This window comes from Streptomyces sp. NPDC047981 (assembly GCF_040653315.1).
Classification (GTDB): Bacteria; Actinomycetota; Actinomycetes; order Streptomycetales; family Streptomycetaceae; genus Streptomyces.
This window is the reverse complement of sequence record NZ_JBEZNQ010000063.1, coordinates 19,675-46,248: the sequence shown is the minus strand read 5'-3', so window position 1 is coordinate 46,248 and position 26,574 is coordinate 19,675. Positions and strand designations below refer to the sequence as shown.

The 26,574-nt window shown below is 70.8% G+C and carries 26 protein-coding genes; 9 read left to right on the top strand and 17 right to left on the bottom strand.

Annotation, left to right across the window (positions count from 1 at the left end):
• Positions 1–97 precede the first annotated feature (97 nt).
• The 5 genes from AB0E14_RS29490 to AB0E14_RS29470 all read right to left on the bottom strand — a co-directional run bounded on the left by AB0E14_RS29490 (position 98) and on the right by AB0E14_RS29470 (position 5,005).
• Entirely contained in the window at positions 98–1,294 is a 1,197-nt protein-coding gene (locus AB0E14_RS29490; RefSeq protein ID WP_362424750.1) for a glycosyltransferase, read from the bottom strand.
• A 67-nt stretch (positions 1,295–1,361) separates the two neighbouring features.
• On the bottom strand, positions 1,362–2,036 hold the full coding sequence (locus AB0E14_RS29485; RefSeq protein ID WP_362424747.1) for a response regulator transcription factor: 675 nt from the start codon (positions 2,034–2,036) through the stop codon (positions 1,362–1,364).
• Positions 2,033–3,310 (bottom strand): histidine kinase, encoded by a 1,278-nt coding sequence (locus tag AB0E14_RS29480; protein ID WP_362424742.1) that lies wholly within the window; start codon positions 3,308–3,310, stop codon positions 2,033–2,035. The genes AB0E14_RS29485 and AB0E14_RS29480 overlap by 4 nt, the downstream gene beginning before the upstream one ends.
• A 10-nt stretch (positions 3,311–3,320) precedes the next feature.
• Positions 3,321–4,106, bottom strand: coding sequence for an ABC transporter permease (locus tag AB0E14_RS29475; protein ID WP_362424740.1), 786 nt, complete (start codon positions 4,104–4,106; stop codon positions 3,321–3,323).
• On the bottom strand, positions 4,103–5,005 hold the full coding sequence (locus AB0E14_RS29470) for an ABC transporter ATP-binding protein (protein WP_362424736.1): 903 nt from the start codon (positions 5,003–5,005) through the stop codon (positions 4,103–4,105). The genes AB0E14_RS29475 and AB0E14_RS29470 overlap by 4 nt, the downstream gene beginning before the upstream one ends.
• A gap of 246 nt (positions 5,006–5,251) precedes the next feature.
• On the opposite strand from AB0E14_RS29470, the gene AB0E14_RS29465 reads away from it, so the two are divergent.
• Together AB0E14_RS29465 and AB0E14_RS29460 are read left to right on the top strand one after the other, a co-directional pair.
• Positions 5,252–5,812: a GNAT family N-acetyltransferase gene (locus AB0E14_RS29465; RefSeq protein ID WP_362424733.1), complete on the top strand. Its 561-nt coding sequence runs from the start codon at positions 5,252–5,254 to the stop codon at positions 5,810–5,812.
• Positions 5,813–5,940: 128 nt separating this feature from the next.
• Positions 5,941–7,407, top strand: coding sequence for a serine/threonine-protein kinase (locus tag AB0E14_RS29460; protein WP_362424730.1), 1,467 nt, complete (start codon positions 5,941–5,943; stop codon positions 7,405–7,407).
• A 31-nt stretch (positions 7,408–7,438) separates the two neighbouring features.
• Here the strand turns inward: AB0E14_RS29460 and AB0E14_RS29455 are convergent, their stop codons facing one another.
• The 7 genes from AB0E14_RS29455 to AB0E14_RS29425 all read right to left on the bottom strand — a co-directional run bounded on the left by AB0E14_RS29455 (position 7,439) and on the right by AB0E14_RS29425 (position 15,415).
• Positions 7,439–9,001: a type VI secretion protein gene (locus tag AB0E14_RS29455; protein WP_362424727.1), complete on the bottom strand. Its 1,563-nt coding sequence runs from the start codon at positions 8,999–9,001 to the stop codon at positions 7,439–7,441.
• Positions 9,002–9,003: 2 nt separating this feature from the next.
• A complete protein-coding gene (locus tag AB0E14_RS29450) occupies positions 9,004–10,407 on the bottom strand; it encodes an ATP-binding protein (protein ID WP_362424724.1) in 1,404 nt (467 codons plus the stop codon).
• A gap of 55 nt (positions 10,408–10,462) precedes the next feature.
• Complete coding sequence (locus AB0E14_RS29445) at positions 10,463–12,016, bottom strand: SCO6880 family protein (protein ID WP_362424721.1); 1,554 nt, start codon at positions 12,014–12,016, stop codon at positions 10,463–10,465.
• Positions 12,013–13,362, bottom strand: a complete 1,350-nt coding sequence (locus AB0E14_RS29440) for a hypothetical protein (RefSeq protein WP_362424718.1) — start codon at positions 13,360–13,362, stop codon at positions 12,013–12,015. Before AB0E14_RS29440 ends, AB0E14_RS29445 begins: the two co-directional genes overlap by 4 nt.
• Positions 13,352–14,197 carry a hypothetical protein gene (locus AB0E14_RS29435; RefSeq protein ID WP_362424757.1) on the bottom strand — a complete coding sequence of 282 codons (846 nt, stop codon included), beginning with the start codon at positions 14,195–14,197 and terminating at the stop codon, positions 13,352–13,354. The genes AB0E14_RS29440 and AB0E14_RS29435 overlap by 11 nt, the downstream gene beginning before the upstream one ends.
• Before the next feature lie 62 nt (positions 14,198–14,259).
• Positions 14,260–14,568, bottom strand: a complete 309-nt coding sequence (locus AB0E14_RS29430) for a hypothetical protein (RefSeq protein WP_260230621.1) — start codon at positions 14,566–14,568, stop codon at positions 14,260–14,262.
• Positions 14,569–14,836: 268 nt separating this feature from the next.
• Complete coding sequence (locus AB0E14_RS29425) at positions 14,837–15,415, bottom strand: TetR/AcrR family transcriptional regulator (RefSeq protein ID WP_362424715.1); 579 nt, start codon at positions 15,413–15,415, stop codon at positions 14,837–14,839.
• Positions 15,416–15,520: 105 nt separating this feature from the next.
• Here AB0E14_RS29425 and AB0E14_RS29420 point away from each other — a divergent pair, with 105 nt between their 5' ends.
• The 5 genes from AB0E14_RS29420 to AB0E14_RS29400 all read left to right on the top strand — a co-directional run bounded on the left by AB0E14_RS29420 (position 15,521) and on the right by AB0E14_RS29400 (position 19,834).
• Positions 15,521–16,420: an NAD(P)-binding domain-containing protein gene (locus AB0E14_RS29420; protein ID WP_362424712.1), complete on the top strand. Its 900-nt coding sequence runs from the start codon at positions 15,521–15,523 to the stop codon at positions 16,418–16,420.
• Between the two features lie 160 nt (positions 16,421–16,580).
• Positions 16,581–17,561 carry a bifunctional lytic transglycosylase/C40 family peptidase gene (locus AB0E14_RS29415; protein WP_362424753.1) on the top strand — a complete coding sequence of 327 codons (981 nt, stop codon included), beginning with the start codon at positions 16,581–16,583 and terminating at the stop codon, positions 17,559–17,561.
• Positions 17,562–17,718: 157 nt separating this feature from the next.
• The gene (locus tag AB0E14_RS29410; protein WP_362424709.1) at positions 17,719–18,432 is read left to right on the top strand and encodes a phosphatase PAP2 family protein; all 714 of its coding nucleotides are present in this window, start codon (positions 17,719–17,721) and stop codon (positions 18,430–18,432) included.
• Between the two features lie 282 nt (positions 18,433–18,714).
• The gene (locus AB0E14_RS29405) at positions 18,715–19,527 is read left to right on the top strand and encodes a hypothetical protein (protein ID WP_362424706.1); all 813 of its coding nucleotides are present in this window, start codon (positions 18,715–18,717) and stop codon (positions 19,525–19,527) included.
• A gap of 133 nt (positions 19,528–19,660) precedes the next feature.
• Positions 19,661–19,834: a hypothetical protein gene (locus AB0E14_RS29400; protein ID WP_362424703.1), complete on the top strand. Its 174-nt coding sequence runs from the start codon at positions 19,661–19,663 to the stop codon at positions 19,832–19,834.
• Between the two features lie 36 nt (positions 19,835–19,870).
• Here AB0E14_RS29400 and AB0E14_RS29395 read toward each other — a convergent pair whose 3' ends face one another.
• Positions 19,871–20,233: a metal-sensitive transcriptional regulator gene (locus AB0E14_RS29395; protein ID WP_362424700.1), complete on the bottom strand. Its 363-nt coding sequence runs from the start codon at positions 20,231–20,233 to the stop codon at positions 19,871–19,873.
• A gap of 193 nt (positions 20,234–20,426) precedes the next feature.
• On the opposite strand from AB0E14_RS29395, the gene AB0E14_RS29390 reads away from it, so the two are divergent.
• Positions 20,427–21,047, top strand: a complete 621-nt coding sequence (locus AB0E14_RS29390; RefSeq protein WP_030495503.1) for a DUF47 family protein — start codon at positions 20,427–20,429, stop codon at positions 21,045–21,047.
• Positions 21,048–21,053: 6 nt separating this feature from the next.
• Positions 21,054–22,052, top strand: a complete 999-nt coding sequence (locus tag AB0E14_RS29385; RefSeq protein ID WP_362424695.1) for an inorganic phosphate transporter — start codon at positions 21,054–21,056, stop codon at positions 22,050–22,052.
• 275 nt (positions 22,053–22,327) lie between these two features.
• Here AB0E14_RS29385 and pstB read toward each other — a convergent pair whose 3' ends face one another.
• The 4 genes from pstB to pstS form a co-directional block, all read right to left on the bottom strand.
• Complete coding sequence (gene pstB, locus AB0E14_RS29380; protein WP_362424692.1) at positions 22,328–23,104, bottom strand: phosphate ABC transporter ATP-binding protein PstB; 777 nt, start codon at positions 23,102–23,104, stop codon at positions 22,328–22,330.
• 28 nt (positions 23,105–23,132) lie between these two features.
• On the bottom strand, positions 23,133–24,212 hold the full coding sequence (pstA, locus tag AB0E14_RS29375) for a phosphate ABC transporter permease PstA (RefSeq protein ID WP_362424689.1): 1,080 nt from the start codon (positions 24,210–24,212) through the stop codon (positions 23,133–23,135).
• Positions 24,209–25,186 (bottom strand): phosphate ABC transporter permease subunit PstC, encoded by a 978-nt coding sequence (pstC, locus tag AB0E14_RS29370; RefSeq protein ID WP_362424686.1) that lies wholly within the window; start codon positions 25,184–25,186, stop codon positions 24,209–24,211. Before pstC ends, pstA begins: the two co-directional genes overlap by 4 nt.
• Positions 25,187–25,296: 110 nt before the next feature.
• The gene (pstS, locus tag AB0E14_RS29365) at positions 25,297–26,433 is read right to left on the bottom strand and encodes a phosphate ABC transporter substrate-binding protein PstS (protein ID WP_362424683.1); all 1,137 of its coding nucleotides are present in this window, start codon (positions 26,431–26,433) and stop codon (positions 25,297–25,299) included.
• Positions 26,434–26,574: the final 141 nt, after the last annotated feature.

The following is a 26,574-nucleotide window of genomic DNA, read 5'->3' as shown; positions in this document are numbered from 1 at the left end:
CAGGGGGGACCCTGTGGGAGAGTAGGACGCCGCCGAACAATCATTGTGGGAAAGCCCCGCACCATCTGGTGCGGGGCTTTTCTGCGTTCACGGCCGATTATCGGGAAGCCGCTATCAGCATGTTCGCCGCCACCGTGGCGCCGTCCGTGGGGATCAGGGCGGCCACCGCCTTCGCCCGTGCGCTGGTTTCGGGGGCCAGGGCCGTTCTGAGGGCGGTTGTCAGTGAGTCGACGGTCGGGGTGGGGCCGTCGTGGGCGGCGCCGGCGCCGAGCTGAGCGATCCGGGCCGCGAAGTACGGCTGGTCGACGAACTGGGGGACGATCACCTGAGGGGCGCCTGCCCTGGCGGCCGTTGTCGTCGTGCCCGCGCCGCCGTGGTGGACGACGGCGGCGACCCGGCCGAAGAGCGCCTGCTGGTTGACCTCGCCGACGACGAAGCAGTCGCCGTCCGTGTCGATCACGTCCAGGTCCGCCCAGCCCCGGGCCATCAGGACCCGGCGGCCCTGGGAACGGACGGCCTCGACGGCCACGCGGGCGATGTCCTGGGCGCCCAGCATGGGCATGCTGCCGAAGCCGACGTACACCGGTGGTGTGCCGGCGTCGAGAAACTCCACGAGCTCGGGCGGGAGGGGGCGTTCGTCGTGGTGGATCCACGCGCCGGTCTGCACGACCTGGAGGTCGGCGGGCAGCTCCCAGGGGCTCAGGACCGGGTCGGCGGCGAGCCACGGGCGATCGGTGAAGACGTGGTCGCGGACCCGGTCCACGGGCGGGAGACCGTGGGCGGCGCGGTGGGTGTTGAGGGGCGGGCCGTACAGCGCGTTCACGCTCTCCGCGTCCAGCTCCCACAGGACCCGGTTGTCGGTCTCGTCCGGCGGGAGGGGGTGACCCGGGCGCGCGGCGGGGGTGTAGTGCGGTGAGGGCAGGGTCACCGGCTGGAAGGCGGCGTAGACATAGGGGATGCCGAGCATCTCCGCGACGGAACGGCAGCCGGTCGGCATCGCGCCCGTCGCCAGGAGGACATCGCACCCCTCCGCGGCCCTGGCGATGGTGCTGAAGTGTTCGGCGACGAGCTCGGCCGCACGCTGGGGTACGCCTCCGGGCGCGTGCGGCACCTCGCCCCTGACGAGTGCACGGACCGGCCAGCCGAACGGCACCGTTTCGGCGCCGGTTCCTGCCAGCAGTTCGGCGAACTCGGTGTCCGGCGGCGCGCACACGCGTGCCTCGGCGCCGAGTCTCCGCAGAGCCACCGCGAGGCCCGCCAGCGGTTCGATGTCGCCGCGGGACCCGTATGACATGAGCAATGCGCGCACTTCGTGACTCTCAATTCCGTTGGTTCCGGCTGGAGTCGACGATTGTGCCGGGTCAGCGCTCCGGGGTCACGAGGCGGGCGTCGTAGGCCAGGATCACCGCTTGGACGCGGTCGCGGGCTCCGGTCTTGGCGAGGACGCGGCTGATGTGGGTCTTCACGGTCGACTCCGCGAGGTGGAGGCGTTCGGCGATCTCCGTGTTCGTCCAGCCCTGGCCGATGACGGTGAGGATCTCGCGTTCCCGGTCCGTGAGGGACGTCAGGCGCGTGTCCTCGCGTGGTTCGGCCGGTGTGTCGGTGGCCGAGGGGAGGTGGTGGATGTACGCGTCCAGGAGGCGGCGGGTCAGGCTCGGGGCGACCACCGCGTCCCCGCTCGCGACCGCGCGGATGCCGGCGAGCAGCTCCTCGGGCTGGGCGTCCTTGACGAGGAAGCCGCTGGCGCCGGCGCGCAGGCCCTCGTAGGCGTACTCGTCCAGGTCGAAGGTGGTGACGATGAGGACGCGGGTGCGGGCGCCGGCGGCGACGATGCGGCGGGTGGCCTCGATGCCGTCCAGGCCGGGCATGCGGATGTCCATCAGGACGACGTCCGGGTGGTGCCGGTCGACGAGGCGGATCGCCTCCGTGCCGTTCTGCGCCTCGCCGACGACCGTCATGTCGTCCTGGCTCTCCAACAGCATGCGGAAGCCGAAGCGTTGCATGGCCTGGTCGTCCGCGATCAGCACCGTCGTCACGAGGGGGAGTCCTCCAGGGGGAGTCGGAGTCGTACGCGCCAGCCGCCGCCGTGCGGGAGCGGTCCGGCTTCGAGTGTGCCGTCGTAGAGCTTGGCGCGCTCGCGCATTCCTGTGATGCCTTGGCCGGGGGCCTTGTTCGCTTCCGTGGGGTGGTGGGTCGTGTTCGTTACGTCTGTCGTCACCTCTGTCTCGGTGTACGCGAGGCGGACCGTCGACTCCGCGCCCTGCCCCGCGTGCTTGAGCGTGTTCGTCAGGGCTTCCTGGACGACTCGGTAGATCGTCAGTTGAGTGCCGGCGGGGAGGGGTGGCGTGGTGCCCTTGGTCTCCACGTGTACCGGCAGGCCCGCCTTCCGTACGCCGGCGATCAGGGTGTCCAGGTCGTCGAGGGTGGGCTGGGGGTCGCGTACCGCCTCGCCCCGGAGGAGGCGGCGGAGTTCGGCGAGGGCCTGGCGGCTGGTGGTGCCGATGGCGTCGAGGGCCTCGGCGGCGCGCTGGGGGTTCTTGGCCGCCGCGTAGCGTCCGCCGTCGGCGAGACCGGTGATGACGGAGAGGTTGTGGCCGATGATGTCGTGCATCTCGCGGGCGATCCGGTTGCGTTCGGCGGCCGCGGCGAGTTGGGCCTGCTGGTCCCGCTCGATCTCCAGGCGGTGGGCGCGGTCGACGAGTGCGGCGGTGTAGTCCTGGCGGGAGCGGACGGCGATGCCGAGGAGGGCGACCATCGCGTACGCCCACAGGGCGGGGACGATCTGCTGGTCCCAACTGCCCTGCGGGAAGCGGATCGCCCCCATGACCAGGGGCGGCGCGAGGAGGGCGAGGGTCCACAGGAGGGTGCGCGGGGGGCGGCGGAGCGCGATGTGGAAGACCACGATCATCTGGAGGAGGCCGGCCTGGAGGAAGGCGCCCGTCCAGTTGCTGACGAGCGCCGCGCCCGCCATCACCGCGAGGGCGGTGAGGGGGCGGCGGCGGCGCCAGAGGAGGGGGAGGGCGAAGGTCAGGCTCAGGGCCAGGACGAGGCCGACCGGCACGGACGGGTCCCGGGCGATGTTCCGCCAGCCGCCCGACGCGTCGACCAGCGCCGCCGCCGTCCAGAAGGCGGTGAGCAGCCCGTCCCAGACCCGGGGGCGGCGCGCGTCGAAGGCCCGTACGCGCTGGGCCTGGCGCTGGAGGTAGCGGCTGAGCCGTTCGGTCTGCGGTTCCGTTGGCGGTTCCGTTTGCGGTTCTGAGTGTGGGGCTGTCCCTGGGGCTGTCCGTGGTGCGTCGGTGTACGGGCTCACCTGCTCATCCTCATACGTCCCGTCGCCGCAGCAACAGGGCCGGAACGATCAGCGCCGCGGCCGCCCACAGGCACAGGGCGAGGAGCGCGGCGCCCGGGGAGGCCGCGTTCGGCATCGGGGTGGCGGAGCCGAGGGCGCCGGCCGCCTGGGTGGGGAAGTACCGGATCGCCGTCTCCATGGCGTCGTACGGGAGCATCCCGAGGACCTCCGGGAGCACCATGACGCCACCGATGAAGGCGCCGATGCCGCCCGGCACGGAGCGGAGCGCGGCGCCGAGGCCGAGGGCGACGAGGCCGAGCAGCGTGACGCCCGCGGCGTTGCCCGCGATGGCGGCGAGGACGGCGTCGTCGGTGAGGGAGGCGGCCTGGTCGGTGTCGGAGAGGAAGATCTGCGCGACGAGGAAGGTGAGCAGGGCGGTCACGAGGGAGATCGTGAAGACGGCTGCCGTGAAGACGGTGGCCTTCGCCCAGAGGACGGGAGTCCGGCGCGGTACGGCGGTGAGGGAGGCTCTGATCAGACCGGTGGAGTATTCGCCCGCGGTGACCAGGATGCCGAGGACGGCGAGGCAGATGGCGCCGAGCTGGGAGCCGTAGAGGGTGAGGACGACGGTGTCGACGTCGGAGTCGCCGCCGTCCGAGGTGTACGTGGCGCCCATGAGGATGCCGACGCCGAGGAGGAAGGCGACGGCGGTGAGGACGGTGATCCAGGTGGAGCGGACCGTCCACAGCTTGTGCCATTCGGAGCGGAGGACGCGGGTGGGGGTGACGCGGTACGCGGGGGTGGTTGCCGTGGTCATGCTGCTGCTCCCTGGTATTCGACCGAGTCGTGGGTGAGGTCCATGAACGCCTGCTCCAGGGAGGCGGTCTGGGGGGTGAGTTCGAGGAGCGGTACGCCGTGGGCGGCGGCGGTGCGTCCGATGTCCGCCGCCTCCATGCCGGTGACGCGGAGGGTGTCGGTGGCCTCGGTGACGATCCGGGCCTGCGGCAGGAGGGCGCTGAGGCGGTCCGCTTCGGGGGTGACGACCTTGACCGAGGCGCCGCCGGACTCCCGTACGAGCGCGTCGACGGTGGTGTCCGCGAGGAGCCGGCCCTTGCCGATGACGACGAGGTGGTCGGCGGTCAGGGCCATCTCGCTCATGAGGTGGGAGGAGACCAGGACCGTACGGCCTTCGGCGGCGAGGGACCTGAGCAGCGTACGGACCCACAGGACGCCCTCGGGGTCGAGGCCGTTCACGGGCTCGTCGAGGACGACCGTCTCGGGGTCGCCGAGGAGGGCGGCGGCGATGCCGAGTCGCTGGCCCATGCCGAGCGAGAAGCCCTTGACGCGTCGGCGGGCGACCTCGGTGAGGCCGGTGAGGCCGAGGACGTGCTCGACGCGGGAGCGCGGGATGCCGTGGGTGTGGGCGAGCGCCATGAGGTGGTGGTGGGCAGAGCGGCCGGGGTGGAGGGAGCGGGCTTCGAGGAGCGCGCCGACCTGGGTGAGGGGCGCGGGGTGTGCGGCGTAGGCGCGGCCGCCGATGGTGGCGCGGCCGCGGGTGGGGGCGTCGAGGCCGAGGAGCATGCGGAGGGTGGTGGACTTGCCGGCGCCGTTGGGGCCGAGGAAGCCGGTGACGGTGCCGGGGTGGACGGTGAAGCTGAGGTCCTGGACGACGGTCCTGGTCCCGTACCGCTTGGTGAGTTCGTCAGCTCGGATCATGTCCACGACGCTACGGAGCGGGCCGCGGGGGATCGTCCGACCGGGGTGGGGCGTGGGGGGAGGGGCGTAGTACCGGGGTACGACGGTCCGGGCGTTGCGACGGGGCGGGAGGGGGCGGGACGGGGCGGGGCGGTCCGGAGTGCGAGGGCCTGGGGTGCAGCGGTTCCGGCGTTCGACGGTCGTGCGGCGGCCGCGGCGCGCGAAAGGAGTTGTCGGGGGTGGGCGGCTGCGCGGAAGATCGGGGGCATGCGCTATCTGATACGTACGATCCGTGCCGACGAGTGGGAGCGGTGCCGTGAGATCCGGCTCGCGTCCCTGCAGGACCCGGTGGCGAAGATCGCTTTTCTCGACACGTACGAGGACGCCGTGCAGCGGCCGGACGCCTTCTGGCAGGAGCGGGCGGAGGGCGCGTCCGAGAGCGGGACGAGCGTCCGGCAGTTCGTGGCCGAGGCCCCGGACGGGAGCTGGGCGGGCACGATCACGCTGCTCGTGGAGCGACCGACGGACGAGGTTCGCTTCGGGGAGCCGGCGAAGAGCGACCAGACGCACATCGTGGGCGTCTACGTGCGGCCGGAGGCGCGCGGTACGGGCGTGATCGACGCGCTGTTCCGGGCGGGTGTGGAGTGGTCCTGGTCGCTGGCGGAGCCGGAGATCGGGCGGGTGCGGCTGTACGTGCACGAGGACAACGCGCGGGCCGCCGCGTTCTACCGGCGGTTCGGGTTCGTCGCGACGGGCGAGGTCGTGGCGGTGCCGGGGGACGACGTGGCGCGTGAGGTGGAGTACGAGGTACTGCGGCCGGTGGGTTAGGGCAGCTGGGGTCGGCGCTGGGGTAGGGGCCCCGGTGGGCTGGGGTCGGTTCGGGTGGGCTGGTCCTGCGGGGTGCGCCCTGGGAAGCTGGTGGCTCCAGCGAACTCGGGGGAAGCCTGCAGGAGTTGATGCCGGGCGACCCGGCGGCGATCGGTCCGTACCGGCTGACGGCGCGGCTCGGGGCCGGCGGGATGGGGCAGGTCTTCCTGGGCCATTCGGTCAGCGGGCGGCGGGTGGCCGTGAAGGTGGTGCGGCCGGAGCTGGCGGCGGATCCGGGGTTCCGGCTGCGGTTCCGGCGCGAGATCGACGCGGCGCGTACGGTGGGCGGCTTCTGGACGGCGCCGGTCGTGGACGCCGATCCGGAGGCCGCGGCGCCGTGGGTGGCCAGTGCGTACATCGAGGCGCCCGACCTGGGGAGGCTCGTCGAGGACGAGGGACCCTTGGGGGAGGGGGCGTTACGGGGGCTTGCCACGGGGCTCGCGGAGGCGCTTGAGGCGATCCACCGGGCGGGGCTCGTGCACCGGGACCTGAAGCCGTCGAACGTCCTCGTCACGGGGGACGGGCCGCGGGTCATCGACTTCGGCATCTCGAAGGCCCTGGAGGGCGGGATGACGCTCACCGGGACCGGTCTCGTGGTCGGCACGCCGGGGTTCATGTCGCCGGAACAGGCGACGGGGGAGCGGGTGGGGGAGCCGAGCGACATCTTCTCGCTGGGCGCGGTCCTGGCCTACGCGGCGACGGGCGACGGGCCGTTCGGGGTCGGCAGCGTGCCCGCGCTGCTGTACCGGGTGGTGCACGACGTGCCCCGGCTCGACGGTGTTCCGGACGGGCTGCGGGGTGTGGTGGCGCGCTGCCTGGAGAAGCGGGCGGAGGCGCGGCCGACGGCGGGTCAGCTCCTGGACCTGCTGGGCGAGGTGGCGGCGGAGCCCGTCGTCGCGCCTACGGCGGTCCTTGGCGCGGAGGACGCGGTGCCCGTACCGTCCGTTGCCCACGAGCGGGCGGGGCGGGCCGGGCAGGACCCGGGCGCAGGGCAGGCCGGGCGGACCGAGCGTGTCGGGCGGGAGGCGGACGGTGGTCCGCAGGCAGTGGTGAAGGCCACCACGCACACCCTGACGGCGAAGAACTGGCTGCTCCTCGGCGCGTCGCCGATGATCCTCGGGCTTGCGGCGCTCCCCGTCTTCGAGGCGGGCTTCGCGGCCGGGGGCATCGCCGGTGTGGTGGCCGCGGTGGGGGCGGTGGTGCTCGGGCTGCGGAGGCAGGAGCGGGAGGTCCAGGTGCGGGCGGACGCACGGGGGCTCGTGGTGATCCGTGACGGGGTGCGGTGGAGCGACGCGTGGGACCGGGTCGACTTCGTCACCCTGGTGCCCCGGGGTGGTGCGGGGCACGAATGGTCCCTGCTGGCAGCTGCCCGCGGCGGCGGTGGCAGGCCCGTACCGGCGGCCCTGAAAGGCGGGGCCGAGGCGGGCTCGCTCCGGATCGACCTGACGTTCCCCGACGTGAGGACGGCGCGGGCACGGATCCGATCGCTCCACCTGGCCCTCGAGCGGTTCGCGGGGGCCGCCTACGAGGCCGACCGGGCGGTCCTGAGTCGTTGAACGGGCGGCCCGTCGGGGCCCGTCGGCGCGACTACGGCGTGAGGAGCCGCTCCGGCCAGCGGGTGCGGGCCTGTTCCTGGGAGCGGAGGAGCGCCAGGGTGGGCATGCCGGTGTCCTCGCCGTCGGCCAGGAGCCCGGGGAGCTGGGGGAGTGGTGCCACGGCCGCGGCGTCGTCGAGGACGAGGGTCAGTGGTGGGTCGAGCCGACCGTCGGATGACCGTGCGGCCATGCGGCGGCCGTGCTCGACCACGCTTGCGGTGAGGGCGGTGAGCAGCGGCATCGCGCCGGGGCGGCTGCGCGGGTCCTCGATCGGCTCACCGACCACATAGAGCGTGCCCCCTTCGGCGACGAAAGATTCCAGCGTCAGCGAATCAGTTCGATTCGGGGTGCAGGCGTCCCTGATGTGGATCGAGGAGAGTGCGGAGAGCGCCCGCGCGGTCAATTCCTGGGCGATCTCGCGCCGTTCCGGGTGCGCGGTGAGGGCGGACTCCAGGAGGCCGGCGTGTCCGGCGGCGGCCTTGGGGTGGGTGCGGAGGATCCGTACGGGCTCGTGGGCGCCGGTGCCCTGGGCCCAGCGGTGGACCTGCTTGAAGGGGCGGTCGTCCAGGGCGGCGGCGTGCAGCCAGCAGCGCAGGAGCGTTTCCGCGGTGTCGGCCACGGCGGCGTCCAGGCGGGACGGCGGGCGTACGGGGGCGAGGAGGGCGATCGCCCGTTCCTGGGCCCTGGCCGGGTCCTCGCAGCCGGCGGACGGGGACCAGTGGAGGCGGGCGGGGGTGTCGCAGAGGTGACCGGGGTCGTAGACGAGGACGGGGCCGAGCTTGCCGCGGGCGTCCTTGGTGTCGGCCCACAGGTCCGGGTCGGAGGTGACGACGAGAACAGCGCCCTCCGCGTCCTGGAGGGCCTGCAGGGCGGCGGGCCGGCGGGTTGCGGGGGTGCCGTAGACGAGGCCGGTGCGTGGGGACGCGGGGGGGACCACGGCGGGCGGGGCGGTGGCCGCGTCAGCGGTCATCGCCGCACGGGCGGTCAACGCCGCGTCGGCGGTCGCCTCCCGCACCTGCGGCTCGTCCAGGGGCTGCCTGGGCGCGGGCGCCACGACCTCCGTACGTTCCGTACGTCCAGACCGTCGCGGGGTCGGCGTCTTGGCGACCGCCCGCGCGTCCGCGTCCCTCTCCGCCTCCCTCGCGCCGTACTCGCCGTACTCGCCGTACTCGCCGTGCGCCCCGCGTCGCCTGTCCGCCCGTACCGCCCTCCAGCGGGCCAGCGTCCCCACCAAGAACACCGTGAGGACCACAAGCACCATCAGCTCGCCGATGAGCAGGCCCCAGAAGAGCCCGTACCCCGACAGCTCGCCGGCCGGGGTGTCCGGCCAGGCGGCTGCCAGGTCCTGCGGTCGGCCGAGCAGCGAGCGGACGGCCATCGGGGTGCGGGTGAAGGTGACCCCGTCCGGCCAGGCGCCCTTCGCGAGAAGGGCCGCCAGACCCGTCGCCGTCCAGGCCAGCACCGTCAGGCCGACAGGGACCCCGACCAGGGCCAGGACCAGGCCGTCCGGGACTCCGCCCTGCTGCCGCTCCTGCGGCCCCTTCGGCGTCCGCACGCTCACGCCACCCCGGACCTGGAGGGGTCGTTCAGCTGCTGCTCCATGAGGGCCGCGCGCTGTTCCGTCTCCCACTCCAGCTCCTGGTCGACGGCCGGGCGGTCGGACGACTCGGTCATGGCGCGGTCGGTGTAGACGAGCGGGCGTTCCTTCTCGGTGATGAGGTGTTTGACCACCTGCACATTGCCGTTGACGTCCCAGACGGCGATGCCGGGGGTGAGGGTCGGGATGATCTCGACCGCCCACCGGGGCAGGCCGAGGACCCGTCCCGTCGCCCGCGCCTCGTCGGCTTTCTGGGCATAAATGGTGCGGGTGGAGGCCATCTTGAGGATCGCCGCGGCCTCCCGGGCCGCCGCGCCGTCGACGACGTCCGAGAGATGGTGGACGACGGCGACGAACGACAGACCGAGCCGTCGGCCGAACTTGAGCAGCCGCTGGAACAGCTGCGCCACGAACGGGCTGTTGATGATGTGCCAGGCCTCCTCGACCAGGAAGATGCGCTTCTTCCGGTCGGGGCGGATCCAGGTGTGCTCCAGCCACACGCCGACGATCGCCATGAGGATCGGCATGGCGATGGAGTTGCGGTCGATGTGGGACAGGTCGAAGACGATGAGCGGCGCGTCGAGGTCGATGCCGACGGTGGTCGGGCCGTCGAACATGCCGCGCAGGTCGCCGTCGACCAGCCGGTCCAGGACGAGCGCGACGTCCAGGCCCCAGGCGCGGACATCGTCTATGTCGACGTTCATCGCCTCCGCCGACTCCGCCTCCGGGTGCCGGAGCTGCTCGACGATGTCGGTGAGGATGGGCTGGCGGTCGGTGATGTGCTCGTTGACGTAGGCGTGGGCGACCTTGAGCGCGAAGCCGGAGCGCTCGTCGAGGCCGTGGCCCATCGCGACCTCGATGATCGTACGGAGCAGGGCCAGCTGCCCGGTCGTGGTGATCGACGGGTCGAGCGGGTTGAGCCGGATGCCGGCGTCGACGGCGACCATCGGGTCGAGGCGGATGGGAGTTATCCCCAGCTCCTGGGCGATGAGGTTCCACTCGCCGACGCCGTCCTCGCCCTGGGCGTCGAGGACGACGACCTGCCGGTCGCGGAACCGCAACTGCCGCAGGACGTACGTCTTCTCCAGCGCCGACTTGCCGTTGCCGGACTCGCCGAGGACGAGCCAGTGGGGGGCGGGGAGCTGCTGGCCGTACAGCTGGAAGGGGTCGTAGATGTACCCCTTGCCGCTGTAGACCTCGCGGCCGATGATCACGCCGGAGTCGCCGAGGCCGGGGGCGGCCGTCGGCAGGTAGACGGCCTGGGCCTGGCCGGTCGAGGTGCGGACGGGCAGGCGGGTCGTCTCCACCTTCCCGAAGAGGAAGGAGGTGAAGGCTTCGGTGAGGGCGGAGAGTGGATCTCGCATGTGCACGGGCCCCTTAGCGGCTGGCGTGGCGTGGCTGGCGGCTAGTGGCGGGTGGCTAGCGGCGGATGCCGGTCGCGAACGGCAGGGTGTTCACAAAGGCCCGGTGGTGCTCGCGGTCGCACCATTCCAGCTTCAGGTACGACTTGCCCGCGGAGGCCCTGATCGTGCGCTTGTCCCTGGCCAGGGCTTCGGGGGAGCGCGACGACACAGTGATGTACCCGACGAGGTTGACTCCTGCCGCGCCGCTGGCGAGATCTTCACCCCGCTGGTCGAGCCGGCCGTGGGCGGCGATGTCGCGCGGGTCGACCGTGCGGTTCATCTTGGCCTGGCGGGAGGCCTCGGCCTCGTCGTTGGTCTTCTCGGTGAGCATGCGCTCGATGGCGACCTCGGTGGGTTCGAGGTCCATCGTCACCGCGACCGTACGGATCACGTCCGGGGTGTGGACGAGGAGCGGTGCGAGGAAGTTGACGCCGACGGGGGTCATCGGCCACTCCTTCACCCAGGCGGTGGCGTGGCACCAGGGGGCGCGGGTGGAGGACTCGCGGGTCTTGGCCTGGAGGTAGGTGGGCTCCATGGCGTCGAGTTCGGCGGGCCAAGCGTTTCGTTTCGTCATGGCCTGGATGTGGTCGATGGGGTGGTCCGGGTCGTACATGGAGTGCACGAGGGACGCGAGCCGGGACTGGCCGAGGGGCTGTCGTACGCGGATGTCGGCCTCGGCGAGCCGGGCGCAGATGTCGGTGAGCTCGCGGGCCATGACGACGGCGAGGCCGGCGTCGCGGTCGAGCCGGCGGGCGCCGGAGGTGTGGCGGGCGGCGCGGGCCATGGCGTTGGCCTCGGCGGCGAGTTCGCGGGTGTAGTGCATGCACGCGACGAGGTAGGCGCGGTGCTGCTCGCTGGAGGTGGAGACCATCGACTGGAGCTGTTCGTACGACTCCTGGAGCCAGCCCGGGGCCTGGGCGTCGCCGCGCAGGGCGACGTCCTTGGCGTGCGCGTCGGGGTCGGCGGGGAGCGTACGGGCGAGCATCTGGAGGCGGGTGACGAATCCGTCCCCGTTGGCGACGTGCTTGAGCAGCGTGCCGAAACGGTCCACCAGGGCTTCCTGGTCCTCGCTGTCGCGCAGGCCGACGCCGGGGCCCTCGATCTCGATGGCGGCGGTGACGGTGCGGCGGTCGGCGTGCAGGAGGACGGCGATCTCGTCGGGCCCGAAGGGCGCGGAGAGCCAGTTGATCCGGCCGATGCCGGGGGGCGGGCCGATCTCGACCTCGCGGCCGTCGAGGCGTACGCCGGCCTCGGCGGCGGCGGAGCGGTAGGCGGTGCCGCGCTTGAGGGACCGCTTGTAACTGCGGTTGATCTCGAACCACTTGTAGAAGGTGCGGTGCTTGTACGGGACGTACACGGCGGCGAGCGCGAGGACGGGGAAGCCGACGAGCAGCACGATCCGCAGGGTGAGGGCGGGGACGAGGAGTCCGCTCATCATGCCGAGGAAGGCGCCGGCGATGATGAGGGCGATCTCGCCGGTCTCGCGGTTCTTGCCGACGATCGCGTTCGGCCGGGCTCGGCCGATGAGATACGTACGGCGGGGCGCGACCGGCTGGGACTGGGTCGTCAACGCCCTCCACCTCCTGTGCTTCCTGTGGATCCGGTGTTCCTGCGGCTGCTGTGCGGGGTGCCCGCGGTGGGGCTGCTGCTACGCGGCGGGGGTGCGGCGGAGGGGACAGGTCCGCCGCCGCCCCCGGCGTTACCGGCGCTGCCGCGGCTGCTGTGCGCGGCGACTCCGCCGGAGAGCGGGTTGGCGGGGCGCGGGGCGCCGCCGCTGTTCTGGTTGCCGCCTCCGCCGTCGCGGGTGCTGTGGGTCTTGATGCCCTGCGAGACGAGGGAGGCGGGGGAGGAGAGGACGGCCGCGGCGGCGTTCTCGCCGGCGCGGTGGATGCGGTTGTTGCGGGAGGCGACGATCTCGTCGCCGAATCCGGGGACGAAGCGGTAGATCATCGCGGAGGCGAAGATCGCCAGGAGGATGATCGCGAGTCCGGAGACGACGGCGGAGAAGGAGTCGGGGCCGGTGCCGGAGGAGAGCGCGCCGGCGAGGCCGAGGACGATCACGATGACCGGCTTGACCAGGATGATCGCGATCATGATCCCGGCCCAGCGGCGGACGTGGCCCCACATGTTCTTGTCGACGAGGCCGGAGTAGACGACGACGCCGAGGAGGGCGCCGACGTAGAGCATGACGGCGCGCAGGAAGAGTTCGAGGTAGAGGACGCCGGCGGCGAGGATGCTGACGAGCGAGACGATGATCAGCATGATCGGCCCGCCGCCGATCTGATCGCCCTTCTGGAGGGCCTCCTTGAAGCTGCCGAAGAAGACGTCGGTCTGCTGACCGGTGCCGGCGGCGATGACTTCGGTGACGGCGTCGGTGGCGTTGACGACGGTGTAGAGGATCAGCGGGGTGAAGGCGGAGGCGAGGACGGTCAGCCAGAGGAAGCCGATCGCCTCGGAGAGCGCGGTGGTGAGGGGCACGCCGCGCATGGCCCGCTTGGCGACGGCGAGGAGCCAGAGGAGGAGGGTGAGGAAGGTGGCGGCGGCGAAGACGATGGCGTAGCGGCCGAGGAACTCGAGGTTGGTGAAGTCGACGTCGGCGGTCTCTTTGACGGCCTTGGAGAGCGCGTCGACGATCGACACGGCGGCGTCGGCGCATCCGCGGGCGAGGGAGGCGAGGGGGTCGAGGGAGGCGGTGGGGTCGGGGGCGGTACGGCCACCACCGGTGCCGGGTTCGCCGTTCTCGCAGTAGTCGCGGGCGGGGCCGCGGATCAGGTCGCAGGGGTTGTTGCTGGGGCTGGGCGTGGGGGTGGGCGTCGGATCTGCGAAGGCGCGGCTGGACCACACGATGGCGATCGTCTGGACGGAGCCCGCTACCGCGGCGACGGTGAGGGCTCGGCTGGAACGCTCAACGGGCATAGGTGAACCCTCCGAACTGGTCGACGGCGTCCGCCATCTCCTCCGCGCTGGACGCCGTTTGGTCGCGGCCGACCGGCACGGGCCCGTCCTTCTGCTCGAAGTCCATGACCTTCCAGTCGCCGCCGACCCACCGGAGCTGGTACGTCGTCGTGTACCAGCTCTCGCTCACGGGGTTCTGCGAACCCTCGCCCGCGAGGCCGAACAGCGAGGAGTACCAGACGGCGACGGTCGCCCGGTCACCGTCGAAGCTCTCGATCTTCGAGCCGACGGGGATGACACGAGAGATGAACGTGAGCCCGTTGGGCGCCTTCCCGTCCTCCTGGAGGCCGATACGCGTCAGGAACCCCTTGTCGGCGTACACCTTGTCGAGGGCGCCCTGCCGCGAGGCGGCGATGTCCGGGGCGTACACCGCGTCGACGATCTCGTGGCGGCGAGCGGTGTCGAACATGTCGGCGGAGCCGAGAGGAATCGCATAGTTCGACGCCGCGCTCTGCGCCCCCTGTTCGTCCCGGGCGAACCCCGTCGGGATCGTGCCGTTCTTGCCGGTGACCGGGGGGACGCCGGTCGCGGCTGTGGGGGCCTGTTTGCCCGGGGTGTTGGAGGAGCCGGAGGTGTTGTCCGTGCCCGCCTCGCCGTCGCCTCTGTTCGCGAAGGCGATCGCGGCGATCAGCAGGACCACCACGCCGACCGCCGTGATCAGTGAGCGTGAGCCGCGCGGGCGGCGTGCGGGGGCGTACGGGTCGCCCGTGCCGCCCTCGGGGAGGCGTGTGCGGGTCTGGCCGGAGCCGCCCATGCCGCTGCTGCCGAAGCCGTCGTTGTCGTCGCCGAGGCTCATGGCGAGCACGCCCTCTCAACCCTGTGGTGACTGGACATCAGGTAAGGAACCGACCTCGGAAGTCAGACGGCCATCCCGTACACGATCGTGAAGAGCGTCCCCAGCGAGCCGATGATGAAGACGCCGGTCAGGCCGGCCACGATGAGGCCCTTGCCCTGTTCGGCGCTGAAGGTGTCGCGGAGTGCGGTCGCGCCGATGCGCTGCTTGGCCGCTCCCCAGATGGCGATGCCGAGGCAGAGCAGGATGGCCACGGCCATCACGACCTCGATCATCACCTTGGCTTCATTGCCGAGGCTCCCGAAAGGCCCCCAGTTCGGGGCGATTCCACCGATGATGGTGGTGATGTCGCCCTCTTCGGCCGCCAGGTACATGTAACTCACCGCCCCTGTTGGGTAGTTCGTCGACCCTGCCCGATGGCATGGGTCATCGCCCTATCTTCGCTGATGAAACCGCTCGCGTGTGACGGCTTGACGGCTCTCTTTACCCGATCCCCGCACATCTGACCGATCCGACCGTCTTGACCTGCGGCGGCGTGGCCGGTTTCTATGCGAGGAAGCGTATGGTCACTCTGTGTATCACGGAGGGTGACTCCGGGCAATGACTGTCGTTGTTGCACTCTTGGGGTGGTGGCGCGGCAGGTCAGGCGTACGACGCGACCAGGCGCGAGAGGTGACGGCCCGCCAGGAGCAGCGGGGTCTCCGAGTGGGTGACCTGTGCGGTGACCTCGGCGCCTTCCAGGGTGTTGATGACCGTCTGTGCGAGGTCGCGGGCCTCGGGGTCGGGGAAGCCGCAGCCGAGGAGCTTGTCGGCGACGACGCGCTGCCAGGCCAGGAACGCCTCGGCGCAGGCGCGTTGGATGGCGTTGTCCGTGCCCAGGGTCTCCAGGGCGGCCGCGGTGACCGGGCAGCCGTCGATCCAGCCGGAGTCGCGGAGCTCGCGGGCCAGGAGGCGGGCGCAGGCGTCGACCGCGGCGGCGGGGTCGTCCTCGCCGTCGAGCGCGGTGCGCAGCAGCGCGGCGAACTCCTCCTGGCTGTGCGTGAGCGCCTCGACCGCCACGGCCTCCTTGCCGCCGGGGAAGAAGTGGTACACGGAGCCGAGGGTGGCCTCGGCCTCCTGGGCGATCTGCTTGATGCCCGTGCCGACGTAGCCCTGGCGCTGGATGAGGCGGGCGGCGGTGACGACGATCCGCTCGCGGGTGCCGGTCGTGCTGGTCTGCATGCGGTGATTCTAGCGAGGTCCGCTCGATAAGTAGAGCGTTCGTTTTAGAGGTGTGCTAGCGTCCCGTCTCGTTGCTGGATAGAGCGTTCGTTCTAGGGAGCTTTCATGCGTCAGAACTCCGTCACCGTCATCGGCCTCGGCCCCATGGGGCGCGCCATGGCCGGCACGTACCTCGACCAGGGGTACGACGTCACCCTGTGGAACCGCACCCCCTCCCGCGCCGACGAACTCGTGCGCCGGGGCGCCGTGCTCGCGGCCACGCCCGCCGACGCCGTCGCCGCCAACGAGGTCGTCCTGCTCAGCCTCACCGACTACCAGGCCCTGTACGACGTGCTCGGCGGCGTGGACCCGGCGCTCCTCGCCGGGCGCGTCCTCGTCAACCTCAGCTCCGACACCCCGGACCGGGCGCGCGAGGCCGCGGACTGGGCACGCGAGCGCGGGGCCGTCCAGCTCACCGGCGGGGTCCTCGTGCCGCCGTCCGGGATCGGCAGCCCCGGCTCCTCCACCCTCTACAGCGGCCCGAAGGACGTCTTCGAGGCCCACCGCGCCACCCTCGAAGTCCTCACGGAGGCCGACCACCGCGGCGAGGACCCCGGGCTCGCCGCGCTGTACTACCAGCTCAACATGGTCATGTTCTGGACCTCCCTCAGCGGTTACTGGCAGGCCCTCGCCCTCGCGGACGCGTACGGCATCACGGCCAAGGACCTCCAGCCGTACGCCCTGCGCGCGCTCGACCTGCAGCAGTTCGTGGAGTTCTACGGGTCCCGCGTCGACGCCGGGGACCACGCGGGAGACGTCGACCGCCTCGCGATGGGACTCGCCAGCGCCGAACACGTCGTGCACACCGTCGCCGACGCCGGCGCCGACACGGCGCTCCCCGCCGCCGTCGCCGAGCTCTTCCGGCGCGGCGTCGACGCCGGATACGGGGATGCCAGCAGCTCCAGCCTCGTGGAGCTGCTCAAGGGCAAGGGCAAGGGCAAGGGCCGGGAGGGGGACGCCGCCTGACATTTGTCCGAAACGGGTGACCGGCGGCCCGTCCACCGGGCGGGTGCCGCACCTAGACTTGTCGCTCGATGGGCTGGTCCATGGACTGCCAAGACCCCAGGGGTGGTTGACGGTGCGTAAGGCGCGCAAGGCCTGGCTGCTGGCCGGTGGGGTCTTCGGCATGTGCCTCGGCTTCGTCGCGCTGCTCGTCGTCGGCACGTACTCCGCGGCCGCCGGGCTCATCGGCGGCGCGGGGGACGCCAAGAACGGCACCGTCGCCCTGGCCAAGGGCGCCGTGCCCGCCGCGTACCAGGGGCTCGTCCAGCAGTGGGGGAACCTCTGCCCGGCCATCAACCCGGCCCTGCTCGCCGCCCAGCTCTACCAGGAGAGCGGCTGGAACCCGAGGGTCGTCTCGCCCGCCAACGCCATGGGCATCGCCCAGTTCATCCCCGGCACCTGGGCCGGGCACGGCATCGACGGGGACGGCGACGGCGACCGGGACGTCTGGGATCCCAAGGACGCGATCCCCTCCGCCGCCAGCTACGACTGCGAGCTCGCCGGCTATGTGAAGAACGTGCCGGGCGACCCGACGAACAACATGCTCGCCGCGTACAACGCGGGCGCCTACCGGGTCATCAAGTCCGGCGGTGTGCCGCGGATCAGCGAGACCCAGAACTACGTCCGCATCATCCGGTCCCTGGAGAAGAGCTTCGCCCGGCCCGTCGGCCGCGTCGAGCCCTCGCGGCAGGCCGCGGGCGCGATCTACTTCGCCCAGCAGAAGCTCGGCACCCTCTATCTCTGGGGCGGCACCGGCACGGCGGCGCAGAATGGCCGATTCGACTGCTCCGGGCTGACTCAGGCCGCGTACGAGTCCGTCGGGATCCAGCTGCCGCGCGTCGCCAACGACCAGTACAACGCGGGCCCCCACCCCTCCCGCGACGAGCTGCTCCCCGGTGACCTGGTCTTCTTCTCCGACGACCTCACCAACTCCCGCGCCATCAGGCACGTCGGCATCTACGTCGGCGGTGGCTACATGATCGACGCCCCGCGCACGGGAGCCGTCATCCGCTTCGACAAGATCGACACGCCTGACTATTTTGGTGCCACCAGGGTGACGAAGGACGGCGCCGCGGCGCTTCCCACTCATCTGCCGCAGGCCTGACGGACCGTAGGCCCCTGGCCGGAACTCTCCGTTAAGCACAGGCCCTGAGCTGCGACGACGTATCACTCTTCGGTAACGTCAGGGCGATCATCGACGGTGAGCGGAACGCACGCGTCAGACGGTTCGTTCGATTCACGTGACAAGGCAAGGGGCAGCAGTGGCTGAACTCGCATCGGACGGTTCCAACCCCGATGTCAGCCTGCTCTACGACATCAACGGGCTGGCGCGGGACGCCCCGCCCTGGTTCGACCGTGTCATGGGCTTCGTGGGCGAGTACGGAATCATGCTCGCCCTCGTCCTCGTCGCGCTCTGGTGCTGGTGGAGCGTCCGCCGCAGGGACACTCTCGGCGACTCCGTGAGCGGCGTCGCCTCGCTCCTCTGGGCCCCGCTCGCCGCCGCCGTCGCCGTCCTCGTGAACGTCCCGATCCGCGGCTTCGTCGAGCGGCCCCGGCCCTTCAACGACCACCAGGGCCTAGAAGTCCTCGTCTCCGGCAAGACCGACTACTCCTTCGTCAGCGACCACGCCACGCTCGCGATGGCCATCGCCGTCGGGATCTTCATCGCGCACCGCAAGCTCGGCCTCCTCGCGATCGCGCTGGCCTTCGCCGAGGGCTTCTGCCGGGTCTACATGGGCGTCCACTACCCCACCGACGTCATCGGCGGCTTCGCCCTCGGTACGGCCGTGGCGCTGCTGCTCGCCCCCGTCGCCCACGCCCTGCTGAACCCGCTCGTCTCCGCGATCGCCCGCTCCCGGCACGGCGCGCGCCTGGTCCGCTCCCGCAGCGCCGCCCGCTCCGCCGTCCCCGAGGCCCTCGACATCCCCGAGCCCCGGATCGGCTCCGGGCCCGAGGAGAACGACCTCGCCGCCTAGGCGCCCCCGAGGAGGGCCCGCCTAGGCCGACTGCCCCGCCGACTCCGCGTGGGCCGACGCGTCCGTCCGGGCCTTGTCCCGTGATCTTCGCGCCGGGCCCGCCCAGCCGCAGCTGCACCGGGCGACTGCGAAAGAGCCGCGCTCCGTCGTGGTGGCGTGATGCGGGGCCTGCTGCTCGTGCACGCATCCACGGTACTGCGCGTGACGGGTGGCCCGAGCCGTCGTTATGCGGATCGGGCGGTCCCGGACAGGCAGCGGTAAGGCGTTGGGGGTTGGCAGGCGATGGTGGTGCGGCGGCGGTACGGGCACAGAGGCGGGGCGTGGGCCGTCGCCGCCGCGCTGATGGCCGGCGGATGCGCCGGACCCGAGGACCCCGCGCCCCCCGGCGGCGACCCGACCGAGACCGTGCGGGGCGCGGCCGAGGTGCTCACCCGGGTGGGCACCGCCAAGACGAGCACCAGCATGGAGATGGCCACCGGCGGGACCCGGGTCACCATCCGCGGCGAGGGCGGTTACGACTTCCGGCGCCGTACCGGACGGCTCCAGGTCGTCCTGCCCAAGGACGCCGCAGGAGCGGACGAGCACCGGCCCGTCACCGAACTCCTCGTCCCCGGCGCGCTCTACATGAAGAACCGTGGCGCGGGCGTCCCGGCCGACAAGTGGGTCCGGGTGGACACCACCACGCTGGACGACGGCAACCTCGTCACCGGCGGGGCCACCGACCCGGGCGCCGCCGCCGAGCTGCTGCGCGGCGCGCAGACCGTGACGTACGTCGGCCAGGTCGACCTGGCAGGGGTGAAAGTCAGCCACTACCGCGGTGTCGCCGATCTCGCGGCGGCCGCACGGGCCGCCTCGCCGCAGGTGCGCGGCTCGCTCGCCGCGGCGGCGAAAGGGTTCGCCAAGGACACGGTGCCCTTCGACGCGTACCTCGACGCGGAGGGCCGGCTGCGGAAGGTCCGGCACCAGTTCAGCTTCGCCAACAAGGACCGTACGGTCGGGGTCGCGTCGACGACGCTGCTGTACGGGTTCGGCACCCCCGTCGACGTACGGCTGCCGAGTCGCGCGGACATCTACGCCGGGAAGATCGAGGTGTAGCGAGGGCGGCCGCAAGCCGTCCGCAGGCCATGGGCAAGCAGGCCATGGGCAAATGGTCCGGACGAGTCATGCGCGGTGCGTGGCGCGCTCCCTACGCTGGGAGACCGACGCCGGCAGGAAGAGGTGAACGCGCGTGGCCCCGCCCAGTACCGCGACCGTGCCCACGGAACAGGACCGCGTCGCTCTCGCCGAGATCGAGCTGTGCGGTGAGCTGATCATCGCCGCGTCGGCGGCCGACGGGGAGCGGCTCAGCGCGGACCGTATCGACGAGGTGCTGCGGGTCGCGGAGCGGGCGACCCCTTCCTGATCGGCCGGATCCTGATCGGCCGGCCGCCCCTGACCGTCAGGTGCGCAGCATCCGCGCGATGGCCTTGGTGGCTTCCTCGACCTTGGCGTCGATCTCGTCGCCGCCCTTGGTCGCGGCGTCGGCGACGCAGTGCCGCAGGTGCTCCTCCAGGAGCTGGAGGGCGAAGGACTGGAGGGCCTTCGTGGAGGCCGAGACCTGGGTGAGTATGTCGATGCAGTACGTGTCCTCGTCGACCATCCGCTGCAGACCGCGGATCTGGCCCTCGATCCGGCGCAGCCGCTTGAGGTGCTCGTCCTTCTGCTTGTGGTACCCGTGCACGCCGTGATCGTGGTCGGTCATGGGTGCCGTGGCGGGTGCGGTGCCGTCGGGGGTGACCTCGGCCGCCTCGGTGGTCGTCATCGCGTCCTCCCGTTGTCCAGAAAGGGTGTGTATACCCCTCGTGGGTATATGGTACCGATCCCCGCCGATCCGGGCGGGGGCCCGTGCAGATCACTGTGCCTGATGGGCGACACTGAAGGGACGCCGGTTAGCCGTGGCCGGATGATGCGCCTAGCATCAGCCTGACCGAAACCCAGCACCCCGAGGACCCCACGTGCGATTTCGTCTGACCCCCAGGGAGACGAGCTTCTATGACATGTTCGCCGCGTCCGCGGACAACATCGTCACGGGCTCGAAGCTCCTGATGGAACTGCTCGGAGCGGAGCCTTCCGCCCGGGCCGAGATCGCGGAGCGGATGCGGGCGGCGGAGCACGCGGGTGACGATGCTACCCATGCGATCTTCCACCAGTTGAACTCCTCGTTCATCACGCCCTTCGACCGTGAGGACATCTACTCCCTCGCGTCCTCCCTCGACGACATCATGGACTTCATGGAGGAGGCCGTCGACCTGGTCGTCCTCTACAACATCGAAGAGCTCCCCAAGGGTGTCGAGCAGCAGATCGAGGTTCTCGCGCGGGCGGCGGAGCTGACCGCGGAGGCGATGCCGAACCTGCGGACGATGGACAACCTCACCGAGTACTGGATCGAGGTCAACCGGCTGGAGAACCAGGCCGACCAGATCCACCGCAAGCTGCTCGCCCACCTGTTCAACGGCAAGTACGACGCCATCGAGGTGCTCAAGCTCAAGCAGGTCGTGGACGTCCTGGAAGAGGCGGCCGATGCGTTCGAGCACGTGGCGAACACGGTGGAGACCATCGCGGTCAAGGAGTCCTGAGGCTTCGTGGACACCTTCGCGCTGATCGTGACCATCGGTGTCGCGCTCGGCTTCACTTATACGAACGGCTTCCACGACTCGGCGAACGCCATCGCCACCTCGGTCTCGACCCGGGCGTTGACCCCGCGGGCGGCCCTGGCGATGGCCGCCGTGATGAACCTCGCCGGCGCGTTCCTCGGCAGCGGGGTCGCCAAGACCGTCAGTGAGGGCCTGATCGAGACGCCGCACGGCGACAAGGGGATGGGCATCCTCTTCGCCGCGCTCGTCGGCGCGATCATCTGGAACCTGGTCACCTGGTACTTCGGTCTGCCGTCCTCCTCCTCGCACGCGCTGTTCGGCGGCATGGTGGGCGCGGCGCTCGCGGGCGGTACGGAGGTGATCTGGTCGGGCGTGCTCGACAAGGTCGTCATCCCGATGTTCATCTCGCCGGTCGTCGGTCTCATCGCCGGTTACCTGGTGATGTGCCTGATCCTGTGGATGTTCCGGAAGGCCAACCCGCACAAGGCGAAGCGCGGTTTCCGCATCGCTCAGACGGTGTCGGCGGCGGGCATGGCCCTCGGCCACGGTCTGCAGGACGCCCAGAAGACGATGGGCATCGTGGTGATGGCCCTGGTCATCGCCGATGTGCAGCAGGCCGGCGACGACATCCCGGTGTGGGTGAAGATCGCGTGTGCCGTGATGCTCTCGCTGGGTACGTACGCGGGTGGCTGGCGGATCATGCGGACGCTCGGCCGGAAGATCATCGAGCTGGACCCGCCGCAGGGGTTCGCGGCGGAGACCACGGGCGCGACGATCATGTTCGGCTCCGCGTTCCTCTTCCACGCGCCGATCTCCACGACGCACGTCATCACGTCCGCGATCATGGGCGTGGGTGCGACGAAGCGGGTGAACGCGGTGCGGTGGGGTGTCGCGAAGAACATCATCCTGGGCTGGTTCATCACGATGCCGGCCGCTGCGATCGTCGCTGCGCTCAGCTTCTATGTGGTGCAGCTGTTCTTCGGCTGACGGGCACAGGCGCGGGGCCTTGGGGTGGACGGCCTTGGTGGCGTGCACCGGTCACGTGGCGTTGTGCCCACCCGTTCCGCCCTGCGGAACGACTGCCCACAACGGGGCGTACGAAATGGTTGGGCCCGGCTCTCCTGTTGGAGAGCCGGGCCCATTCGTCTTGCGGTGGCACCGCCATGCAGCACCGCAGGACGTGTTGTCCGGAGCCGTGGTGACCCTGTGCCGGGGGCGTCGGTGGTTGCCCCCGGTGGTGGGTTACACGGGCCGGAGCCTGTTTATCCGAAGCGGCCGGAGATGTAGTCCTCGGTCGCCTGGACGCTCGGGTTGGAGAAGATGCGCTCCGTGTCATCCAGCTCGATGAGCTTGCCCGGCTGGCCCACGGCCGCCAGGTTGAAGAAGGCCGTGCGGTCCGAGACGCGGGCGGCCTGCTGCATGTTGTGCGTGACGATGACGATCGTGAAGCGTTCCTTCAGCTCGCCGATCAGGTCCTCGATCGCGAGGGTCGAGATCGGGTCGAGGGCCGAGCACGGCTCGTCCATCAGCAGGACCTCGGGCTCGACCGCGATCGCGCGGGCGATGCACAGACGCTGCTGCTGACCACCGGAGAGGCCGGAGCCCGGCTTGTTCAGCCGGTCCTTGACCTCGTTCCAGAGGTTCGCGCCCTTGAGGGAGCGCTCGACGATCTCGTTGAGCTCGGACTTCTTGTAGCTGCCGTTGAGGCGCAGGCCCGCGGCCACGTTGTCGAAGATCGACATGGTGGGGAACGGGTTCGGGCGCTGGAACACCATGCCGACCGTGCGGCGCACGGCGACCGGGTCGACCCCGGCGCCGTACAGGTCCTGGTCGTCCAGGAGGACCTTGCCCTCGACACGGCCGCCCGGGGTGACCTCGTGCATGCGGTTGAGGGTGCGGAGGAACGTGGACTTGCCGCAGCCGGAGGGGCCGATGAAGGCCGTCACCGAGCGGGGCTCCACGGTCATGGAGATGTCGTCGATCGCCTTGTGGGCGCCGTAGTACGCGGAGAGGCCGCTGACGTCGATTCGCTTGGCCATATCAATTCACTTCCAGGGGTGGCCGCGGTCAGCGGCTGGTCTTGGGGGCCTTCCAGCGGGCGATGCCGCGGGCCACCAGGTTGAGGATCATGACGAAGGCGATCAGGACGAGCGCGGCGGCCCAGGCGCGGGCCACGGCGGCGTCGGTGCCGACCGCGTACTGCTCGTACACGTAGAGCGGCAGCGAGGACTGGGCGCCTTCGAAGGGGTTCGGGTTGATGAGCTTCGTACCGAACACGAGGAGCAGGACGGGGGCCGTCTCACCGGTGATACGGGCGACCGCGAGCATGACGCCCGTGGTGATGCCGCCGATCGCGGTGGGCAGGACCACCTTCAGGATCGTGCGCCACTTCGGGATGCCGAGGGCCAGGGAGGCCTCGCGCAGCTCGTTCGGGACGAGCTTGAGCATCTCCTCGGTGGAGCGGACGACGACCGGCATCATCAGGATCGCGAGGGCCATCGCGCCGGCGAATCCGGAGGGCCCGAAGCCCAGCATCAGATTCCAGGTGGCGAGGATGAACAGACCCGCGACGATCGACGGGATGCCCGTCATGACGTCGACGAAGAAGGTGACGGCCCGGGCGAGCTGCCCCTTGCCGTACTCGACCAGGTAGACCGCGGTCAGCAGGCCGATCGGCGCGGCGATCAGCGTCGCGATGGCGACCTGCTCGATGGTGCCGAGCAGTGCGTGGTAGACACCGCCGCCGGCCTCGGCGTCGAGGACGCCGTTCATCGAGTGGCTGAGGAAGTACGGGTCGAGGACCTCGAGACCCTTGCTGATCGTGACCCAGGCCAGCGAGAGCAGCGGGACGACGGCCAGGATGAAGCAGACCCAGACGAGGCTGGTGGCGACGCGGTCCTTGGCCTGGCGGCTGCCCTCGACCTTGGAGGTGACGGCGTACGTGCCGAGGACGAAGAACAGCGCGGCGATCAGGCCCCACTGGATGCGGCTGTGCCAGCCGGCCGCGAGGCCGAGGCCGACCGCGGCGGCGATCGAGCCGACCGCGATGGCGAACGGGGTCCACTTGGGGAGCCGGGAGTGGCTGAGCGGATCGCGCTTGACGGTGACCTTCACGGGCGGGCGATCCTGTATGGCGTTGTGGCTCATGCGTTGGCCCCCGAGTACTCCTTGCGGCGACCGATGATCCACCGGGCGGCGCCGTTGACCAGCAGCGTGATGACGAAGAGGACCAGGCCGGAGGCGATCAGCGCGTCACGGCCGAAGGTGTCGGCCTCGTTGAACTTCGCCGCGATGTTCTGGGCGAAGGTGCCGCCGCCCGGGTCGAGGAGGTGGCCCGAGAGGAGGAAGCTCGGGGAGAGGACGACGGCGACGGCCATCGTCTCGCCGAGGGCGCGGCCGAGGCCGAGCATCGAGGCGGAGATGATGCCGGAGCGGCCGAAGGGCAGCACCGACATCCGGATGACCTCCCAGCGCGTGGCGCCGAGGGCGAGGGCGGCCTCTTCCTGCATCTGCGGGACCTGGAGGAAGACCTCACGGGTGACGTTGGTGATGATCGGCAGGATCATGATCGCCAGCAGGATGCCCACGGTGAAGAGGTTGCGGGCGGGGCCGTCGCTGGCCTTGTCGAAGATGTAGGTCCAGCCGAAGTACTGGTCGAGCCACTTGTTGAGGCCGTCGAGGTAGGGGACCAGGAAGATCGCGCCCCACAGGCCGTAGATGATGCTGGGCACGGCGGCGAGCAGGTCGACCACGTACGCGAGCGGCTTGGCCAGCTTGCGTGGGGCGTAGTGCGAGATGAACAGCGCGATGCCGATCGCGACCGGCACGGCGATGAGCATCGCGATGATCGACGAGACGATCGTGCCGAAGGCGAGGACCGCGATGCCGAACACCGGCGGGTTGCCCGACGGGTTCCACTCGAAGGTGGTGAAGAAGTTCGTGGAGTCCTTGGAGATGGCAAGGATGGCGCGGTAGGTGAGGAAGCCCGCGATCGCGGCCATGATCACCAGGAGGGTGATGCCGGATCCTCGGGACAGTCCGAGGAAGATCTTGTCTCCCGCGCGCGTCGCGCTCTTGGCGCGGCGGCTGTTTCGTATGGGTGGCGTGGTTGTCGTAACCATCGGTCTCTCCGGTCTGCGGAGCCGTGACTGCGTACGGCTCCTGGCGGCGGTGCACCGGATGCCGGGGCCGGTCCGTCACCCGTGGGTGGTGGACCGGCCCCGGCCGGGGATCAGGACAGGGTGGGGACGATCTCGCGGACCTTGGCCGCGATGTCGGCCGGGAGCGGGGCGTAACCGGCGTCGGAGAGGATCTTCTGACCCTCCTCGGAGACGGTGTAGTTCAGGAACGCCTTCAGGGTCGGCAGGGTCTCCGCCTTGTTGCCCTTGTCGCAGGCGATCTCGTAGGTGACGAGGATCAGCGGGTAGGCACCCTCGGCCTTGGTGGCGTAGTCGAGGGAGAGCGCCATGTCGGAGCCCGTGCCCTTGACCTTGGCGGCGGCGATGGCCTTGGAGGCGTTCTCCGAGGTGGCCGCGACCGGGGCAGCGGCGCCGGTGTTCAGGCTGACCGTGCTGATCTTGTTGGCGGTGGCGTAGGAGAGCTCGAAGTAGCCGATGGCGCCCTCGGTGTCCTTGACCGCGGTGGCGACACCGGAGGAGCCGTTGGCGGCCTGGCCACCCTGGGCCGGCCACGACTTCGACTTCGGGTCGTGCTTCCAGTCGGCGGCGGCGGCCGTCGAGAGGTACTTGCCCAGGTTCTGGGTGGTGCCGGACTCGTCCGAGCGGTGGAAGGCCTGGATCGTGCTGTCGGGCAGCTTGGCGCCCGGGTTCAGCTTGGCGATCGCCGGGTCGTTCCACTTGGTGATCTTGTTGTCGAAGATCTTGGCGAGGGTGGAGGCGTCGAGGACCAGGTTGTCCACACCGTCCAGCTTGTAACCGATGGCGATGGGGCCACCGACCATCGGGAGGTTGACGCCCTTGCCGGTCTTGCAGATCTTCGCGGACTCGGCGACCTCCTCCTCCTTCAGCGCGGAGTCGGAGCCGGCGAACGCGACCTGGCCCTGGTTGAACTTGGTGATACCGCCGCCCGAGCCGATGGCCTGGTAGTTGACCTCGACACCCTCACAGGCCGCCTGGAAGTTCTTGACCCAGAGGTCCATCGCGCCCTTCTGCGCGGAGGAGCCCGCGGCGAGGAGCTGGCCCTTGGCGCCGTCGCACTTGATGTTCGACGCGGCGGCCGAGGTCTTCTCGCCGTTCGCGGGGGTGCCGGTGTTGTTGTCCGAGCCACACGCCGAGAGGACGAGGGCACCGGAGACGACGAGGGCACCGATCGCGGAGGCGCGAAGCCCGTTCATGCGCGAAAGCTTCACTTTCGGGTGTTCCTTCCAGAAGCCGCCAGCCGCGGACCGGGTGTCCTGAACGTTGTACGGCGGTGTGTGTCGGGTTGTGGGAGCGGCGCTGTGCCTGTGCACCCCGTACGACCGAAATTAGGCAGAACAGGTGAAGCGGCC